Raw genomic sequence first — 19,998 nt, forward strand, 5'->3', positions numbered from 1 at the left:
TTCCTATTATTTTAGCTTTATAAATTAAATCAGCCCAACTATTGACCGATCCAACAAAATTCCAAGCTAGGACAGTTAAAAAGACCTTATAATTTTGCCATCCTAAGATGGCTAACCTAGGCCTTCAAAGGAGTTAAAATCAATGACTTGTGTAAAAATCTTCGTCGTCATCTTCATCATCTTCGTCCCCTCCTGCTCCCGCGAGGTAATCAATCTTATCAAAAAGCTCACTTGCTTTCTCAACTCGACTATGGCCCCCATGAACACAGACTTGCCCCTCCACATTTAATTTATCGAACCAAGGTGCCAGGGTTTTAATATCTTCTAAAGTACAATCAAGGAGGATATCTCGTCGACTTTGCAAAAACTCATCATCTATCCCGGCAATATAGCGACTCAACAAGACCCCCGCTTTTTGCGATACGGTCATCGGAGAATCTATGCGTCCAAAAGTACCAATGAAGATCTTATCAAATTCTTCTTCGCTTAAATCGAGTTCACGAATGAAGTCGGCTATGCCTTTATAAACGTCTAAAGTCTCTTCTAAATTGGGATCCCTATATGAGCAAACGTTTAGTACGCCATCGAATTTCTCATAACTGAGGAAACAACCATACGCGCCCCCTTGTACACGGACTTTTTCCCAAAGGTAGCCAGTGGAAAGTAATTGACTTAAGAGCACAAAGCGTGGATCATCTTCTACGCCATATTCTTTTAAGTTCACGCCCACACTCACATACTGAACTTGACCCTCAGTGGCGAGGCCTACATTAGTCTTTGTTAAAGTGATCTTGGGTGTAACTAACTTTTTAGGCGTATCTGAAAGGACTTCTGTAAAAGCTTTTAAGTTTTCAATACCTGTGTCGAGGGTATCTTCCTCTCCTGTCAGGCTCACGAGTAAATTATTACGATTAAAAACACGTGCTTTCAAGGCTAAGAGTTCTTTACCAAGTTCACCGCTTTCAACGCGCTTTAAGCAAGCTTGCAAAAACTTTAAAAAACTCGGTCCACTGACTTTTTCATCTAAGTAATCAGCTTCATTAATACCGCTATTAAGAATGAGACGCGAAATCCATTCTCCGCCTCTAATAAAGGAGGATTGAACTTTCGATATCTGCTGAGTCAACAATTCCTTGAGACGCACTGAATCGGAGAAGTCTAAATCTTCAACAATCTCTTTCAGTAAAGCTAGAAATTCATTCTCGCGGGCCTGCATTACTTTCGCACTAATGAACATGCTTCGCTTATGCTCACTCTCTAGAGTGCTAGGCAAACTAAAATAAGCACCCACGCCACCAGCACAAGTTGCCAGTTCAGTCGTTAATTCTTCAAAGCTTTTCTTTGCTGTTCCACAACTCAAGCAAGACAAGGCAAAAAGTTTTGCCATGGGCAATTCTTCTACAGAGAAATCATTTAAATCAAAGGCCCATTTTACATACTGGATCCCGCCAGAGTTTTGCGCACTTCGCAAATACTCAACACCTGAGGTTTTTTCAACAGAAAAAGGTATTGTATTGATTTCTCGACGCAGATCTTTTCGCGATAACTGCGGAATTGTCGCTAAGTCTTCTACTGAATCAGCTTCTGCCTGTGCTTTTAAAAGCGTACTTGCCTCTTCATTGACAGCTTTCTTTTCCGCCTCACTAAAATCTGACCATGACTTATTTAGACGCTCTTGCTCTTCTGCAGCTTCTTTTTCTCCCAAACCTTCTTCAGGTTCACAGACTAAAGTCACACGATGAGAATTTTCAATGAAATACTTTTTAATCAAATCTTCTAAATACGGACCTTTAGCTAATGATTCACGCAATTGCTTCAATTGCTTTTCATAGTAAAAACGCTCCAGAGGATCATCTCCATAATTCCAAGATGAAATCGCATTGAGCGCATAAACTACACCTTTGGGAGTCGAACCATAATTAGCTTCCCGCAAACGGAACTCAATAGAATTAATCGCCGCATCAATCAAATCTTGTTGAATGCCATTTGTTGCCAGGTTCGCAAATACATCGTCCACAACTTTGATAAAATCATCCCGACGCGATTCTAAACTATCGCGAATCCCAACGGTCCAAGTCAACTGTAAACTTTGATCACTAATGCCGTAACCAATCACGTCACCACCAAGACCAGAACTATTGAGTGCTTTACGCAAAGGCGATGCTGAGGTACCCGTCAAGACATGCTCTAAAACTTGTAAGCCCATGAGCTCATCGAGTTCACCACTCGGACACAATAAATAAGCCATTGCCAAAAAAGTTTGCTCAGCTCCTTCTTTTAAAGATCCTGAGGCATAAGTCAGTTTGCCTTTGCGCTCTTCGCTAAAAAATTCTTGATAGAGCTGATCTTCCTTGCTCGCGGCTTTCTTTTCATAATGATTGAAGTAATCATTATGTAGCTGTGTTAAGCAACGCTCTTCGTCTACGTCGCCGTAGATCACTGTCCATGAATTACTGGGGTGATATTTTTCTTTGTGAAAGTCGCAGTACTCTTCATAACTTAAAGACGGAATAGCAGAGGGCTTTCCACCTGAATCAAAACGGTAAGCCGTATCAGGACATAAGTGGGTATCTAAATCTTGGAACAAAATACTTTCTGGCGACGAGTACACACCCTTCATTTCATTGTAAACCACGCCTTTATAATAAGGCTTGCCTGATTCATCACATTCATAATGCCAACCTTCCTGTAAAAATGCCCCTTTATCCAATTTAGGAAAAAAGACACTATCAAGATAGACATCCATTAAATTATGGAAGTCTTCTTCGTTGCAACTCGCTATCGGATAAACTGTCTTATCGGGATAAGTCATCGCATTTAGAAAAGTGTTTAAGCTGCCTTTCATCAATTCGACAAAAGGTTCCTTAACAGGATATTTGCGAGAACCGCACAATACAGAGTGTTCCATTATATGTGCGACTCCGTTATCACTGCTCGGAGCCGTACGAAAACCTATACAAAAGGCTTTATTATCATCATCATTCTTTAGAAAGAGTACCTTTGCACCACTTTTCGGGTGCTCATATATCTTAGCTTCACTAGCAATTTCATTTATGTATGTGCAACTCTTTTCGTGGTAAAACTGGCTATTAATCGACATAAAATATGCTTATATTTATTAGTTATTTATCTACAATCTCTCGATCTTTCGACTTAATTCTCAAAAACTTAGTCCTAATTTTTGATAATACTAGATAAGAAAAAAAAGGGCCGATACCTCAAACCTCCGTTTGTGCAAGCCTTAAAAGGGCCGAATTGATAACTTTATCCGCTTTTTTTAAGCTTTTTGCCAGTTCCTGTAGACTCAAAAGGCACTTTACTACCTCACACTAGATACAGTGTCTATTTTCGGTACTGACACTAGATATAGTGGTTTTGTTAAAAATTTGTTTTTTTTTGATTTTCCTAATATTTGACTATTGACCATTTTTCAGAGCATGATAAGCTTAATACGGGATGACCAGAGCTGTCAAAACTCTTCATAACTTTTCATCGCGAAAATCCGTTGTCAGTTAGGCTGACTATGAAGACTTTTTTCTTGCTAAAAGTCACCCATGCAACACGAAATCAAGCACTTAAAAAGAAACAGGCTTATTTTTAATAGCCATAAAAAGAAGAGAGCACAGGAACTATGACTTCAAACATCCAAGTCACAAAGAGAGATGGCACTCGCGAGCCAATCGATCTTGAAAAAATCCATCGAGTTATCGATTGGGCCGCAAAAGATCTAAACAATGTAAGTGTCTCTCTAGTAGAGTTACGATCACATGTCCAATTCTACGATGGTGTTACAACTGAAGACATCCATGAGACTATGATCAAATCCGCGGCAGATTTGATTTCCGAAGAGAGCCCCGATTACCAATACCTATCTGCTCGCCTAGCCATTTTTCACTTACGCAAAAAAGCATACGGCCAATTTGATCCTCCCCCACTTTTTGATCACGTCACTAAATTAGTTGAATCAGGTAAGTACGATAAACATTTACTCGAAGACTACACCGAAGACGAATTCAACGAAATGGAAAACTCGCTTGATCACTGGCGCGACCTCAACTTCTCCTACGCCGCAGTTAAACAACTCGAAGGCAAATACCTCGTTCAGAATCGTGTTACTGGCGAGATCTACGAAAGCCCGCAATTTCTCTACATGCTAGTTGGCGCCTGCCTCTTCTCCAAGTATCCAAAAGAAACACGCATGGATTACATCGTCCGTTTCTATGATGCCGCCTCAAGCTTCAAGCTCTCCCTCCCTACGCCTATCATGGCGGGGGTACGTACGCCGACTCGTCAATTTAGCTCATGTGTATTAATCGAATGTGGTGACTCACTTGACTCCATCAATGCCTCGGCTAGTGCTGTCGTCAAATATGTAAGTCAGCGCGCAGGAATCGGCCTCAATGCTGGTCGCATCCGTGCTCTTGGCAGTCCCATTCGTAATGGCGAAGCCTTTCACACTGGCTGCATCCCCTTTTACAAACACTTTCAAACGGCCGTCAAAAGCTGTTCTCAAGGCGGTGTTCGTGGTGGCGCTGCAACTGTGTTCTACCCTCTTTGGCACCGTGAAGTTGAGTCACTCTTAGTCCTCAAAAACAACCGTGGCGTTGAAGAAAACCGTGTCCGCCACCTTGATTATGGTGTTCAATTCAACAAACTCATGTATGAGCGCTTAGTCAAAAAAGGCGATATCACCCTCTTCAGTCCTGGCGATGTCCCTGGCCTCTACGATGCGTTCTTCGAGGATCAAGATAAATTCGAAGAGCTCTACGTTAAATACGAAAACGATCCTACGATTCAAAAAGAAACAATGAAAGCGATTGAGCTTTTCTCACTCTTTGCATCAGAGCGTGCGAGTACAGGACGTATTTATCTGCAAAATGTTGATCACTGCAATACTCACAGTCCTTTCCAAGCCGACAAAGCTCCTATTAGACAAAGTAACCTTTGTCTAGAAATCGCTTTACCCACCAAGCCTCTAGAAAGTATCAATGACCCCAATGGCGAAATCGCACTCTGTACACTTTCAGCGATCAACCTTGGCGCCTTGGATAGCTTAGACGAAATGGAAGAGCTAACAGAACTAGCCGTCAGAGCTTTAGACAGTCTTCTTGACTATCAAGATTACCCTGTCGAAGCAGCTCGCAACTCATCTATTAACCGCCGCACACTCGGCATTGGGGTCATTAACTTTGCTTATTACCTCGCTAAAAATGGTGTGTTTTACTCCAATGGCAGTGCAAATAGCCTCGTGCACAAAACATTTGAGTCACTTCAATACAACCTTATCAAAGCTTCCTGTAAATTGGCTCAAGAACTTGGCCCATGTCCTAAGTTTAATGAAACAACTTACTCACAAGGAATCATGCCCACAGACACTTACAAAAAGACTGTTGATAGCTTTTGTAATGAAGAGCTCCAACTCGACTGGGACAAACTCGCTGCAGACGTCAAAGAACATGGCATGCGTAATAGTACGCTATCTGCACTCATGCCTTCTGAGACTTCTAGCCAAATCTCTAATGCAACTAATGGCATTGAACCACCTCGTGGCCTCATTACTGTTAAGCAAAGTAAAGATGGCATTCTCAAGCAAGTCGTTCCTGAAATCGACAAGTATAAATCTTACTATGAACTCCTTTGGCAGATGCCCAACAACACTGGTTACCTCCAGTTAGTTGCCATTATGCAAAAGTTCATCGACCAAACAATTTCTGCCAATACAAACTACGACCCCTCCAAATTTGACGGTGGCATGGTTCCTATGAAAACACTTCTTACGGATATCCTCACTGCCTACAAATATGGCGTCAAAACTTTGTATTATCACAATACCCGCGACGGTGCTGGCGATAATCAAGAAGAAGAAGAAGACGACGACTGTGCTGGCGGCGCATGCAAAATTTAAAGAGTTCAATAGGATAAATAATGAAGTATTCAATTTTCAATCCGGTCGCAAATGACCCCCTCAAAGAACCCATGTTCTTTGGCAATAACGTGAATGTCTCACGTTATGATCAACAAAAACATCCTGTTTTCGAGCAACTCATCGAAAAACAACTCTCTTTTTTCTGGAGACCTGAAGAAGTCGATCTCAGTCGTGATCGCTCGGATTTCAAAAAGCTCCCTCCCCATGAAAAGCATATTTTTCTCTCAAATCTTAAGTATCAAACGCTTCTCGATAGTATCCAAGGACGTTCACCCAACGTGGCTTTCCTACCTGTCATATCTATCCCGGAGCTCGAAACTTGGGTAGAAACCTGGGCTTTTTCCGAGACAATTCACTCGCGTAGTTACACTCATATTATTCGCAATATTGTAAATGATCCATCAGAAATATTTGATGATATCGTCAATAATGAGAATATCATCCAGCGTGCATCTTCGGTCTCGCATTACTATGATAGCTTCATTGAATTACAGGGTTATTACAACCTTCTTGGCGAAGGCACACACATGATAAATGACGTCCCTGTAGTCGTCAGTATGCGTGAACTAAAACGCCGCTTATTTTTAACTGTTGTTTCCGTCAATGTTCTCGAAGCCATACGTTTCTATGTCAGCTTTGCCTGCAGTTTTGCTTTTGCTGAACGTGCGGTAATGGAAGGCAATGCAAAGATCATAAAGCTCATTGCCCGCGACGAAGCACTTCACCTCACTGGTACTCAACAGATGATTCAAATTTTCCGCGATGGAAAAGATGACCCTGAGATGGCTGAAATTGCCGCTGAATGTGAAGGCCAAGTCTATCAGATTTTCTCTTCTGCCGCTGAGCAAGAAAAAGAATGGGCGAAATACCTCTTCCGAGATGGCTCTATGATCGGACTAAACGCTGATATCCTCGGTGACTATGTCGAGTATATCACTAATGTTCGCCTCAAAGCCTCTGGATATAAAAATGTCTTCCCTACGACTCAAAATCCACTTCCATGGATGAATAGCTGGCTCTCATCCGACGCCGTTCAAGTGGCTCCTCAAGAAGTTGAATTGAGTTCATATCTCGTCGGGCAAATTGATAACGAAGTCTCAGAAGATGCCTTCGACGATTTCGATTTCTAAGTATGGCAAAAATTTACATAGAAGATAATTTGTGCTTCGAAGCACAAGGAAAAACTAGTCTCCTTGAAGAACTCGAAGCTCAAGACCTCGACGTGAATTACAGCTGCCGCTCAGGCTTTTGCGGCGCCTGCAAAGCCACTGTAATCAAAGGTGATGTCGAGAATACCGAATCTAGCATGTACAAACTTGCCAAGGACGAGATCCTCACTTGTTGTGCAAAAGCTATTGGCGATGTTGAACTTTCCTTCAAAGAAAAAGTAAATATCTTCCAATCTGCTTATGCACTCAACATTTAAGCGATTGAATTAGTCCCAACTTACACTTATTTTGCAGAAGGCTCCTCTCTTGGAGCCTTCTCTTTTTTTATGAAAAACCTAATTAGGATCTATTACGTGAGCAAGTTTTTCACTTCATTGACACTTTCTATCATTTTCTTTCTTTTTTTATCATGCGATAACCAAAGCACGAAAGGCCCTTCTTCTGCCAAACTGAACACAGTAGGCACTCAAAATTCTGAAATAGCGGCAAACCCCAATGACCCTCATGCTAACTTTGTCGGCCATCAAGCCTGCGCAGAATGCCACAAGACAGAACATGAAGAATGGCTTGGTTCCGACCATAAGAATGCCATGGCCCCCGCCACCGAGAAATCAGTCTTAGGGAATTTCGATAATCAAAGTCTTGAAATCAATGGTGTCACTCACCGTTTTTATCGCGCCAAAAATGGCGATTTCATGGTAGAAGCCGATAGTGAAAAAGGTGAAATGACGAGCTATAAAGTTGAATACGTCTTAGGCTATGAACCTTTACAGCAATATATGGTAAAACTGCCTGGCAATAGAATCCAATGCCTACACACTGCTTGGAACACCACGAAAAAAGAATGGTACCACCTCTACAAAGACGAAAATCCTCCTGCAGGAGACTGGTTACACTGGACAGGCCAAGGCATGACATGGAATTCACAGTGTGCCGATTGCCACACAACCAACACTCAAATTAATTACGATAGAGCAAGCAATTCCTTCAATACCAATTATTCCGAAGGCAACGTTTCTTGTGAAGCCTGTCATGGCCCTGGGAAAAATCATGTAAATCACTATAAAGGCGATACATCAATTGTTGATGACCTCATAAAACTCACTAAAAAATCCGGCGCAACTCAACAAGAAGAACTCAACCGCTGTGCTCCATGCCACGGTCTTCGTAGCCGCTTAGACCAAGCAGTTAATCCTCATGGCTCAATTGGTGATTCTTATGCAATGAACCTAGCCCGCAATGGTCAATACCAAGCTGATGGTCAAATTTTAACGGAAGTATTTGTCTATGGATCTTTCACTCAGAGTCGTCACCATCGCTTTGGTTTGCGCTGCTCTGATTGTCACAACCCACATACAGGTAAAATTAAATTCCCTGGAAATAAAACCTGTACTGAATGTCACCTTCCAGATCAATACGATACCCCGAAGCACACATTCCATACTGATCCTGAAGGATCTAAATGTATTAGTTGCCACATGCCGGGACGTTTCTACATGGGTGTCGACTTCCGTCACGACCACTCCTTCCGTGTCCCTCGCCCCGACCTTAGTCGCCGCTACAGTACTTCTAATGCCTGTAATGACTGCCATACCGATCGCAACTTCACATGGGCTGCTCAAGCTATCGAAAAAAATTATGGCCCTACTAGAAAAGCACATTTCAGTGAAGTCTTACTAAGCTTACGCAATAATGAACCTGGCTCAGTTGAAAAAGCCATTCAATTACTCAAAACGCCTGAACTCACACCCGTCATGGGACGCGCCGCTATTCTTTCAGAATTACCCGCGACTTATTCACCTGAGGTCATCATGACAATCGAAAAGCAATTAAAGGATGCTTCTTCACTTGTACGCCATGCGGCTGTTGAAATTTGCGACCCTCTTTCTAATCCCGAAAAATTGCGTCTCTTAGTCCCTATACTTAAAGATAAAGCTCGTAGTGTTCGACAAGAAGTCGCCTTTATTCTTTCGGCAATTCCAGATCAAGACTTCCCAAGCGCAAGTCAATCTGAGCGAAAAAATGCCGAAGATGAATTTATACTCGCCTCCGAAAGTACTGCTGACTCACCTGGCAGCCTCCTTCGTTTTGGTATTTTCGAAGAACGTAAAGGCAATCACGCTAAGGCTCTTGAACTCTACCAAGCATCCTTAAAAGTCGACATTCTTTTCCATCCCGCTCGTAGCTCAATGGCCACACTTTATTCTCGCCAAGGAAAAAATGATCTCGCAGAGAAGGAACTAAGAATCATTGTTTCTCAGTATCCACAACTCGCACAATTCCAATACATGCTTGGCCAACTTCTCGCTGAGGAAAAACGCTACATGGAAGCACAAAAATCTTTTGCGAAAGCCGCAGCTCTGCCCAACTGTCCTCCACAGGTTTTTCGTAACTGGGGCTTAAGCATGGAAAAAATGGGACAACACGATCAAGCCCTAAAAATCTATCGTAGTGGTTTACAGGTCTATCCTGGTTATGGCGAGCTACAAGCCTTTATTCAACGTATTGAAGGTGCAAGAAAGCAACAACAAGAGCGCGAACAACGCCGTCAACAACAGCAGCAGCAAGCGCCTCAGTAAATCATTAGGACTCATAAGAGCCAAACTTCGCATTCAGAAGTTCTGGCTTCTTTCTAAAGTAAGTAAAATTTCTCCTCAGGTATTGCCCAATTCCTCCTTTTACTATTCATTAATAGTAAAGGAGTTTATCATGAATCATCTTCATTTAAGCAATAGTGAGTTTTCCATACTCTCAAGTTCAGGTCACTTCCATAGCGAAGACCTGCTTTCTCATCTACTTGATATTGGAGCTCGACTTCTACCCGCACACAAACCTGACCTCTCTCATGTTATGAAAGAATTGAAAACGGAAGAAGGACTCGGTCATGAAACTGATTGGGAAGCTTGGTACAAAGAGCAAATGCACGATTCTCTAGAAAGTGAAACTCAACGAATGACACTGATGATTGAGTGTATGATTACATCTCTCTCACAACTCAAACAAGAAGACATTTCTAATTACTGTCGCGAACGCTTAATCACTGACTCTTTCATTGGAACTGAAGCTAAACATGCCATTCTACAAAAACTGGCTCTTGAACACCACAGCGCACTTAAAATGGCTAACAAAGATTCGGCTTACGATGGCTATATCAATAATCAGCCGGTCATAATCAAGCACTACCATACCGCTCACGATGATTCTCTTGAAGAAATGACTCAAGCGAGTACAATCTTCTACGAGCTTCATGAAGATGAGATTGAACTGATGTATGAGATCGCTTGCTGAACGCCTAATCACAAACTATAAAGCCATGTACTTCTCCTTGAGATAAATTCATGTTTTTCTCTATCCTGCTATCCGTTTATGAACGAAGTATCCATAAACGGACTCTTAAAACCGAGCCTTGATTAATACACAAATAACTTATCAAGAATAAGTTATACACTATTACCTCATCTATGTAATCAAAATTGCTATCCTCATTTTATTTTATTAACATGAGGAATTTATGAAAAACATTAACTTACCAAAAATAATCCAAGGTGGCATGGGCATTGCCGTATCTGATTGGAAACTTGCCCAGTCTGTAGCTCAAGCAGGACAACTAGGCGTTGTTTCAGGAACTGCCATTGAAAATGTTATGATTCGTCGCTTACAAGACGGCCATACAGAGACAGTAAAAGCACTAGAGGCTTTCCCCATAGAAACATTAAGTCAAAAGATCATCGCGAAATACTATATTGCCGAAGGCAAAGCCGCAGACAAACCCTATCGTCTTGCTCCGCTCACATCCATTCCACTTAAGCCAGAGCTAACTGAGCTCTTAATCGTAGCTAATTTTTGTGAAATTTACATGGCTAAACAAAGCGGTGGTCAGGTTGGTATTAACTATCTAGAAAAAATCACTATGCCTTTACTTCCCTCACTCTATGGAGCCATGCTTGCAGGGGTTGATGCCGTATTGATGGGCGCAGGTATCCCCATCGCCATACCTGGCATCCTAGACCAACTTAGTAAAGGGGAGGCATGCCGCTTATCTGTACCCGTAACTGGAAAAAGTAATGATCAAGATTTTTCCCTAGATTTTGACCCGAAACAGTATTCATATAAAATTGGACTGGCACGCCCTGCATTTTTGGGGATTATCAGTAGTGAAATCGTGGCTAAAACAATGATTAAACGCGCCACTGGTTCTATCGAAGGCTTTATTATTGAATCTCATTTTGCAGGTGGCCATAACGCTCCTCCTAGAAAAGTAAAAGGACAAAGCCATGATGCCTTCAGCGATAAAGATTCCGTCGACCTTGAACGTTTCAAGAAACTCGATTATCCATTTTGGCTAGCGGGTAATTTTGGCAAACACAATGCTTTGCAGCAAGCTCAAGAATTGGGTGCTTATGGCATTCAAGTGGGCTCAGCCTTTGCCTATTGCGACGAATCGGGAATTAAGCCCGAAATCAAAGAACAAGTCATTAAAGAAAATGCAGCTAAAGGTCTCAATATTTATACTGACTTCAAAGCTTCTCCTACTGGCTATCCCTTTAAAATCATCAAGCAGACTTGGAAGAAAGCAGAACATGCACCTGAACGCAGACGAGTCTGTGACCTCGGCTATCTACGGGAAGCCACTGTCGACGACAAAGGTAAGCTTGAATACCGTTGCCCTGCTGAGTCCACAAAGAATTATCTCGCAAAAGGCGGCACCCTAGAAGAAACCGAAGGACGACAATGCTTATGTAATTCTCTTTTTGCCACCGTAGGTCTCGGTCAAGTGCGTAAAGACTTTATTGAGCCCCCACTCTTAACCGGCGGAGAAGATTTTTCTTTTTTAAATGAATTAACAAACGCAACAAAACTAAGCTACTCAGCCAAAGAAATTATCGAATTACTTTCCTCAGAAAATGAGCCTCTTAGTTCAAATCAATAAGGCCATCTGAATCGCCAAACTTTTGAATGGCTGTCCCCAGCGCTGAGGACATCCCCAAAAATAAATTGGCAAGAGGTGTTTTTTCATTAAAGACTCGTGATTCACCTGTTTTGACTTTACCGCCTGCATTGCCCGCTAAGATTACAGGTAGATCATGATGATCATGGCGGTTGCCATCACGGATACATGAACCAAACAAAACTAAGGAATTATCTAACAAGTTGGACGAACCTTCTTGTACTTCTTTAAGCCTAGATAGGAAGTACGAAAAATTCTCAATATGAAAGCGATCAATTTTCTTCAATTGCTCAATTTTGTTTTCATCATTCTTATGGTGGGAAAGTGTGTGATGCCCTTCTTTAATACCGATTGAACCAAAGCGTAAATTCGAGCCTCCACGCCCTAACATCAAGGAACAAACCTGGGTTTTATTAGTCTGTAAAGCCAAAGTCATTACATCATAAAACAATTTAACTTTACGTTCATAATCCATTATTTGATGACGCGTAAAATCGGGAGTTTTAAAATCTTTATCAAATTCGATTTTATCTAAATTTTGCACACGCTTTTCTAGTGAACGTAAAGAGTCTTGATATTCGACGATCTTTTCACGATCTGATTTTGAAAGCCTTTTCATTAGATCATTACTCTCACTTCGTACTAAATCTAATACCGACGACTCGCGCATCCTCGCTTGCGCTTGCTGCTTTTTACCTAAGTGAGCTTCAGGATCACCAAACAATCTTTCAAATGCATCGCGCACCCGACTTTCGCGGGACATCGGTAGCTGAGCATTTTTCCATGATATGTTATTGACATAGGCACAGCTGTAACCTGAATCACATTGGCCTGCAATTCCACCATCTTCCATCGAATACTCTAGTGAATCAAAAGCACACAGACCTCTTTTTTTAGCCGCTAAAACCTGATCAAATGAAACCCCTGCGCGAATATTCTTGCCCGATGTTTTACGGATTTGCTGTGCCGTTAAAAAAGTACCACTGCTGCGGGCGTGATCCCCTGCTCCATCTCCGTTTGCGCGAGCTTTTTCATGACCTAAATTACTGAAAAAATTAAGTTGGCCTTTGTGATCCGCTAGGCTTTCCAAACTTCTCGGAAGCTGAAAATCAGCCCCTGTTTCCTGTACTTTCCAATCGGGATCCCAGACTCCATTGGGAGCAAAAATAAATACGGCACGCTTTTTTGACTCGATAGCTTTTGCGGAAGCAACACTCTCCAAGTACGGAAAACTCATTGCGACTCCACCAGCCTTAATCAATTGACGCCTACTAAAATGATCATAGGTATTCATTATTCACCTCTTCTTCAAAATGACTTGGTTTTTAAAATTCATGACTTCTCCCGAAATGTTTTGGAGTGCACTAATTGAAGAATGATTTGGGATAAGCGGCAATCGTTTACCTTTGTGTCATTATAAATATTATAAAGAGTTTGATAATCCCCCTCTTCCAGCCCCCTTCCTAATGAGTATATCATTAATTTTTTAATGAAGTTAAACTGAAACACATCCTTATTTTTCAATAAATACTCTTGGACATCTTTCACACCATTCAGCTTCACACCATTAGGTAAAATACCTCCTGCATTGATAGCATGATACTCATAAGATGCCCGCCACTTCCCAAGCGGGCCATAGTGCTCAAAACTTAGGCCGATAGGGTCCATCCGCACGTGACAGACTGCACAATTTGGATCTGCGCGATGAATGGCCATTTGCTCTGCAATAGTCTTCTTTTTATGATCAGCCTCCAAGTCCTCAAGCGAGGGTAGATCTGGCGGTGGTGATGGTGGCGAGAAGCCTAAAATCTCTTCTAGCACCCACTTACCGCGCTTTACTGGACTCGTTCGCGAAGCCTCCGAAGTGACCGTCAAGATTGCACTCGTTGTTAAAATACTATCTCTCCCTGTAATCGCTGATGTTTCTTTGAATTCTCCACTAAACTTGCCTCGTATACCATAGTGCTTGGCTAACTTGTCATTGACAAAAAGTTTATCTCCCCGGATAAAAAAATCTAAGGGCAAATCATTTTGTAAAACATAAGAAAAGTAATGATAAACCTCTTGCCCCATAGCATACTGCAAAGGCCCATTCCAATTAGGAAATTGTTTTTTATCAATATCTAAATAATCTAAGTTACGAACATAAAGCCATTGCCCTGAAAAGTTTTTTACAAAAGCCTTACTCTTACAGGATTTAATCATGCGTTCGACTTCTGAGGACAAGACTTCATCATCAATCAATTTCCCTTGTTTAGCTAAAGAGAACAGCCTTTCATCAGGCATTGTAGACCATAAAAAATATGATAAGCGAGAAGCCAATTCATAATTACTGATTGGCTCAATACCCTTTAGGGGTGGTTCTTCTATTCGAAACAGAAATTTTGGTGATACTAAGGCCGCTAAAAAACAAGTTTTCATTGCTAGTAAATGTTCTTGACCATTCGTTTTTAATTTGTGATATAGTTTCATATACTTACTTAACTCTGCTTCAGTTACAGGCCTACGATAGGCCCGTAATAAAAACCTCTTCAAGCTTTGTTCAGCTACTTCATCGTTAGGAACTAAAGCCAAATGGCTCTTCGTCAATAGAGGAAGTTTATTCGGCCCAGAAACACTCAACTTATGAAAATGAAAGTTTCGATCACCTTTAATGAGGTGATTATAATCATTGACAAAGGCTAAGGCGATTTTATTTTTCCCTAGCTTAAAATCAACATTTAACTCATAATCTTGGGGTTGCCCTTTCATGGCAGAAACTTTTATTAATCCCACTGACTTTTCATTAATCATTACATTGACGTGAACCGGCTCTTCACCTGCTTGATCACCTGCGGCTCTTAGTACTAGTTTATATTTCCCTGAGTATTCAATAGGAAATTCGGTACTCAGCTTGCCTAAGGACCAAATATAATGAACCCCGTTAATCACACGTCCACTATGCTCAGGTCGCCTATCCATGCCCTCTGCATCAAAGCTTAAGAGACTGCGCTTAGGCAGCTCATTTTTTATGGCTTTATCCAAATACTGCTTTGCGTAATGCAGATATTTTTCCATCGATAAAGGACTTACACTTAAAAGTTCCGCGATATTATCAAAGCCATAGCCTGAATTATCGTTCGGAAGATTGATCTGTGGTTTTTCTTTTAAAAACAATAAATCTTGTAGAGTATTTATGTACTCCTTATTATTTAATCGCCGGGCTTGAGGAGTTTTAAGTTCTAAAGGCAATGCCGCGTAAGTTCGATATATGGCTGTATCTAACCAGCTTATCATTTTTTGGCGATCATCTATATCCAGGTGTTTACTATCAGCGGGCGGCATCTCATGACTTTTCAAGTAAACTAGAGCTTTACTCCATGTTTTTGGCGAAAGTAAACTTTTGTCCTTATCCGGTAATATTGACTGTAAATCCATGCCACCCTTTTCTTTCCCTGGCTTGTGACAACGACAACACTTACTTTCAATTAAACTTTGGCCATCAGCCAAAATAAAATTGAGCGACACCATAAAAAGTAAATACTTAAGCAAGTGACTCTCCTCCACAATAATGAATACGATATTCATTCAAATCTTTCACTATGGATTCGCACATGACCTCTTCCTCTTTGCCTAGCTCCACCATATCAGGAATATGGATCACCTTCATTCCCGCCGAGTAAGCAGATCGCACTCCATAGCGTGAATCCTCAAAGGCTAAACAATCTTTAGCTTCGACCCCTAACTGTCGCGCCGCTTCCAGATATATATCTGGCGCTGGTTTACTTTTACTTACTTGGTCGCCACCTACCAAAACCTGGAAGTATTTTCTCAAAGCTGTTTTTTGTAATTTCTTCTCTGCCCTTACTTTATCAGTTGAGGTAGCCACTGCCACGGGGATTTCTTGCACGCGAAAAGACTCTAACAAAGCGACTACACCTGCTTTTATGGGTGCCGCATTATCTACAGTTCTCAAGTGATACTCATCTTTCCAAACCTTGATAAAGCTATCTATATCAGTTGCAGGATTCAACTTTTGCTGAAGGCGCAAACGCACCTCTTTGCCATTCAGTCCAATCAGCTCTATAAATTCTTGACGACTCATTTCTTGATGATGTTGCTCAAAAGTTTTTAGTAAAACTTCACAGCAAATCCGCTCCGTATCCAAGAGCACTCCATCCATATCAAAAACTATCGCTTGTAGCACTGTTCACCCTAAAATTAAATCCCCTATACTCTATGTATACGGGGGTTTTCTAAAAAATTTACAAAAAACATTCAATAAGCTGTCAAGTCTACCAAAGCATTACTATTCATCTTATACAAAACTTTATTAATTAAGATAATACTGGAGCCCATAAAATGAATAAAAAATCATTCTCACTAATCGAACTTTTAGTCGTTATTGCTATAATTGGCATCCTCGCATCACTCATTCTTCCTGCTTTAGGTAAAGCTCGCGCCAAATCTCGTCAGGCTGTTTGTAACTCACAACATAAGCAAATGGGTATGGCTAGCTATATGTATAATGACGACAACGAAAATTATATGCCCTCCGCATCTAGCAACGATACCAGCAGTCGTTTAGGCTGGAAAGATCACTTAGTCGTTTATCTTGCAGGTGAGGTACATCGTAACTACACTGGCGCCGCCCCCTTTCGTTGCCCTGACTCTGAAGTTAAAACAGGCTTTTCCAACCAAGAAGCTGGCACGACTTACAATATTAAATTTGGTGACTTTCGATTTAATGCCAAACCAGCAGTAAAAATTACCGATATTGAATCAGCGGTAGAAACAGTTGTTATTGCAGATTCAATCGATGATACTTCATGGGTTGATGTCTCTTATAACCTTCCTTCTGAAAATGCCATAGGAAATCGCCATAATGGATCTTTAAATCTTTTATGGGTTGATGGTCATGTTCAAAGCGCGACTCAAACAGTTATTTCCGCAGGAAAAAATGGTGAACAAGATTACTACTACCTTGTAACTAAATAGTTTAATTGAGTCCTAACCTTTATCATAGCCAAATGTACACCGCACTGTAGATACAGACATAATAATGCTCCTACCGCATACTCAAATTTCGGTCTCCAAAGGATGCATCCCCTTTTAACATAGTGATTACACAAGCCTCTTGTGAATACATATTTTTGACTAAAAGTACAGATAATTCCTAACATCCTTGCAAATCGACTAAATCTTCATTAATTTAAATTAAGCTGTCAATAAACTTATACTTAATACGATTCTTTTTGTCACTACCTGCATTCGTATAATAAGTGCAACACTTCTGTTAATTGCTTATAGCATAAACATCTATTGAGAATAACAAGACTCAGATGTACTCTGCTATAAGCGACCAAACCTAAAACAGAGGAGTCAGAAATGACATATGAACATCTGAGTCTTGAAGAAAGACACTACCTTGAAATTGAATTAAAGGCAGGCACATCGATCACTAAAATAGCAAAAAACTTAAATCGTAGTACAAGCACACTTTCACGAGAACTTAAACGTAATAAAGGTCTCCGTGGTTATCGAAACAAGCAAGCCAATGACTTTGCTCAAGAAAGACACAAAGTGAAACCAAAGGCTATTAAACTAACTGAAGAAGTTAAGGACTATATAGATGAGCATTTACTCAAGGATTGGAGCCCCGAACAAATTGTAGGTCGACTAAAAGATGACCAATCCATCTTACTTCATCATGAAACAGTTTATCAATATATTCTTAGAGATAAAGAATCAGGAGGTGAGCTATATAAGCTTCTACGTCATCAGAATAAAACTTATCGCAAACGTTATGGCAACCAGCATAGTCGTAATGGGATTCCCAATCGTGTGGATATAGACGAACGACCTGAGGCAGCTAATAAGCGAGAGCGTGTAGGCGACTGGGAGATGGATACTATTATAGGAAAAGCTCATAAAGGAGCCATTGTAACTATGGATGATCGAAAATCAAAACTGCGTCTAGCATTGCCTGTGTCTCATAAGAAAGCCACGCTTGTGAAAGATGCAATAATCTCTTTGCTAACACCGATCAAAGATTTGGTTCATACTCTTACATTTGATAATGGAAAAGAATTTACTCAGCATGAGACTATCTCCAAGGAATTGGAATGTAATAGTTATTTTGCTAAACCATATCACTCATGGGAACGAGGCCAAAACGAGAATGCTAATGGATTGTTACGGCAATACTTTCCTAAGTCTATGGCGCTTGATGGTATCAGTGAAAATGAAGTCATTATTGCGGTTGATAAACTTAATAGTAGACCTCGAAAATGTCTGAAATTTAAGACGCCATATGAAGTTTTTGAAAATTTAACTGGAATTAACTTAAGAAAATCAGTAGGTGTTGCACTTACTACTTGAATTCAGGCTAGATAAATACCGGAAAATGCAAAATGAAAAAGAATTTCACACTCATCGAACTCTTAGTCGTTATTGCTATCATCGGTATACTCGCATCACTTCTCCTCCCTGCACTTGGCAAGGCACGTAAAAAATCACAACAAGCTGTTTGTGCCTCGCAACAGAAGCAAATTGGCACGGCTATTTTCATGTACGTGGAAGATAATGATTACTATATGCCCACCGTTAATCACCCCACTGCCTCTACTCGTCTCGGATGGAAAATCTTTATCGCTCCTTACTTAAATTTAAAGACAAATAAACTCGGTGGCGCCCCTTTCCGTTGTCCAAGTAGTGAAATCGTTGCTGACTGGGAGAATCAAAGTGCTGGAACCTCTTATAACAGCAACTTTGGTGATACACGTTTTTATGATCCTAATGGAAGTGTATCGAATCATCGAAAACATAAACCAAAAGAACTTAATGAAATAGAAGATACTGTAGAGACAGTTGTCACTGTAGACTCAATTGACGGTAATGATTGGGCAGAAGTTGCTAAATCACTTCCTTCAAGTAACGCAGTGGGTTACAGGCACAATAATGGTCTGAATACATTATGGGTTGATGGTCACGTGACATGGAAGTCAACTGTCTATATGTCTGCGGGCCGCTATGGAGAGCAAAACTACTATTATATAATGGACAAACCTTAAGCTTTAAATATTTAACGAACACAGCTCATCACGACCTTATACACTCGGAATATGTCCCCGCACGTACTAGATAAATCATCTAGCTCTTTTAAGGTCCACCATCCACACACCCCTTTCATATGCGTAAAAACTTGATAGTTAAACAAATATAAATTTATTTGGACCTCTACTGTCAACAATAGAATAGCCACTGCGATTCCTCTAGTAACAAGATAAATCCCGAGGAATACAAAATGAAAAAGAAATTTACACTTATCGAGCTTTTAGTCGTTATTGCTATCCTAGGTATACTAGCATCTCTCCTTCTCCCCGCACTTGGCAAGGCCCGCAAAAAATCACAACAAGCTGTTTGCGTATCTCAGCACAAACAATTGAGTGTGGCAATTCAAATGTATGCCGATGATAATAACGAATATATGCCCACTGTTAATCACCCCGACCAAAACAGTCGTCTCGGATGGACATTTTTTGTAGCTCCGTACTTAAATTTAAAGACCAACCAAATCGGCGAAGCCCCTTTCCATTGTCCAAGTAGTGAAATCGTTGCCAACTGGGAGAGTCAAAAAGCCGGCACCACCTACAACAGTTATTTCGGTGATACACGTTTCAATCAAGCTAATGCAAGGAATACACCCAAACAACTCAGTGAAATAGAAGACGCTGTAGAAACCGTTGTTACCGCTGACTCCATTGATGGCGACAACTGGGCTAACGCTGCTAAATCACTCCCTTCAAGCAATGCTATTGGCTACCGTCATAATAATGGACTAAATGTATTGTGGGCGGATGGTCACGTTGCATGGAACTCGACTACATATATGTCCGCAGGAGCCAATGGTGAGCAGGACTACTATTATATGGTTGATAAACCTTAATCACTTACTTATTAGTACAACGATAGGC

General features: G+C 40.9%; 14 protein-coding genes. 10 read left to right on the plus strand and 4 right to left on the minus strand.

Annotated elements, in window-relative coordinates:
- Positions 1-139: 139 nt before the first annotated feature.
- A complete protein-coding gene (locus tag PQO03_RS19285) occupies positions 140-3,100 on the minus strand; it encodes an insulinase family protein (protein ID WP_274152687.1) in 2,961 nt (986 codons plus the stop codon).
- A 531-nt stretch (positions 3,101-3,631) separates the two neighbouring features.
- On the opposite strand from PQO03_RS19285, the gene nrdA reads away from it, so the two are divergent.
- The 6 genes from nrdA to PQO03_RS19315 all read left to right on the plus strand — a co-directional run bounded on the left by nrdA (position 3,632) and on the right by PQO03_RS19315 (position 12,025).
- Positions 3,632-5,905, plus strand: a complete 2,274-nt coding sequence (gene nrdA, locus PQO03_RS19290) for a class 1a ribonucleoside-diphosphate reductase subunit alpha (protein ID WP_274152688.1) — start codon at positions 3,632-3,634, stop codon at positions 5,903-5,905.
- A 20-nt stretch (positions 5,906-5,925) separates the two neighbouring features.
- Positions 5,926-7,056, plus strand: a complete 1,131-nt coding sequence (nrdB, locus tag PQO03_RS19295; RefSeq protein WP_274152690.1) for a class Ia ribonucleoside-diphosphate reductase subunit beta — start codon at positions 5,926-5,928, stop codon at positions 7,054-7,056.
- Between the two features lie 2 nt (positions 7,057-7,058).
- A complete protein-coding gene (locus tag PQO03_RS19300; RefSeq protein WP_274152691.1) occupies positions 7,059-7,352 on the plus strand; it encodes a 2Fe-2S iron-sulfur cluster-binding protein in 294 nt (97 codons plus the stop codon).
- A gap of 96 nt (positions 7,353-7,448) precedes the next feature.
- The gene (locus tag PQO03_RS19305) at positions 7,449-9,674 is read left to right on the plus strand and encodes a multiheme c-type cytochrome (protein WP_274152693.1); all 2,226 of its coding nucleotides are present in this window, start codon (positions 7,449-7,451) and stop codon (positions 9,672-9,674) included.
- 130 nt (positions 9,675-9,804) lie between these two features.
- Positions 9,805-10,383 carry an MjaI family restriction endonuclease gene (locus PQO03_RS19310; RefSeq protein ID WP_274152694.1) on the plus strand — a complete coding sequence of 193 codons (579 nt, stop codon included), beginning with the start codon at positions 9,805-9,807 and terminating at the stop codon, positions 10,381-10,383.
- Between the two features lie 223 nt (positions 10,384-10,606).
- Complete coding sequence (locus tag PQO03_RS19315; RefSeq protein ID WP_274152696.1) at positions 10,607-12,025, plus strand: beta/alpha barrel domain-containing protein; 1,419 nt, start codon at positions 10,607-10,609, stop codon at positions 12,023-12,025.
- On the opposite strand, the gene PQO03_RS19320 is transcribed toward PQO03_RS19315, so the two are convergent.
- The 3 genes from PQO03_RS19320 to PQO03_RS19330 are packed head-to-tail and all read right to left on the minus strand — an operon-like array spanning position 12,009 to position 16,229.
- Positions 12,009-13,337: a DUF1552 domain-containing protein gene (locus PQO03_RS19320; protein WP_274152697.1), complete on the minus strand. Its 1,329-nt coding sequence runs from the start codon at positions 13,335-13,337 to the stop codon at positions 12,009-12,011. The genes PQO03_RS19315 and PQO03_RS19320 overlap by 17 nt on opposite strands.
- A 38-nt stretch (positions 13,338-13,375) precedes the next feature.
- Positions 13,376-15,574 (minus strand): DUF1592 domain-containing protein, encoded by a 2,199-nt coding sequence (locus PQO03_RS19325; RefSeq protein ID WP_274152698.1) that lies wholly within the window; start codon positions 15,572-15,574, stop codon positions 13,376-13,378.
- A complete protein-coding gene (locus tag PQO03_RS19330) occupies positions 15,567-16,229 on the minus strand; it encodes an HAD family hydrolase (RefSeq protein WP_274152699.1) in 663 nt (220 codons plus the stop codon). Before PQO03_RS19330 ends, PQO03_RS19325 begins: the two co-directional genes overlap by 8 nt.
- A 155-nt stretch (positions 16,230-16,384) precedes the next feature.
- On the opposite strand from PQO03_RS19330, the gene PQO03_RS19335 reads away from it, so the two are divergent.
- The 4 genes from PQO03_RS19335 to PQO03_RS19350 all read left to right on the plus strand — a co-directional run bounded on the left by PQO03_RS19335 (position 16,385) and on the right by PQO03_RS19350 (position 19,970).
- The gene (locus PQO03_RS19335) at positions 16,385-17,020 is read left to right on the plus strand and encodes a prepilin-type N-terminal cleavage/methylation domain-containing protein (RefSeq protein ID WP_274152701.1); all 636 of its coding nucleotides are present in this window, start codon (positions 16,385-16,387) and stop codon (positions 17,018-17,020) included.
- A 390-nt stretch (positions 17,021-17,410) separates the two neighbouring features.
- A complete protein-coding gene (locus PQO03_RS19340) occupies positions 17,411-18,403 on the plus strand; it encodes an IS30 family transposase (RefSeq protein WP_274148572.1) in 993 nt (330 codons plus the stop codon).
- A 32-nt stretch (positions 18,404-18,435) separates the two neighbouring features.
- The gene (locus tag PQO03_RS19345) at positions 18,436-19,095 is read left to right on the plus strand and encodes a prepilin-type N-terminal cleavage/methylation domain-containing protein (protein ID WP_274152703.1); all 660 of its coding nucleotides are present in this window, start codon (positions 18,436-18,438) and stop codon (positions 19,093-19,095) included.
- 233 nt (positions 19,096-19,328) lie between these two features.
- Positions 19,329-19,970: a prepilin-type N-terminal cleavage/methylation domain-containing protein gene (locus tag PQO03_RS19350; RefSeq protein WP_274152704.1), complete on the plus strand. Its 642-nt coding sequence runs from the start codon at positions 19,329-19,331 to the stop codon at positions 19,968-19,970.
- Positions 19,971-19,998: the final 28 nt, after the last annotated feature.

This window comes from Lentisphaera profundi (assembly GCF_028728065.1).
Taxonomy (GTDB): Bacteria; Verrucomicrobiota; Lentisphaeria; order Lentisphaerales; family Lentisphaeraceae; genus Lentisphaera; species Lentisphaera profundi.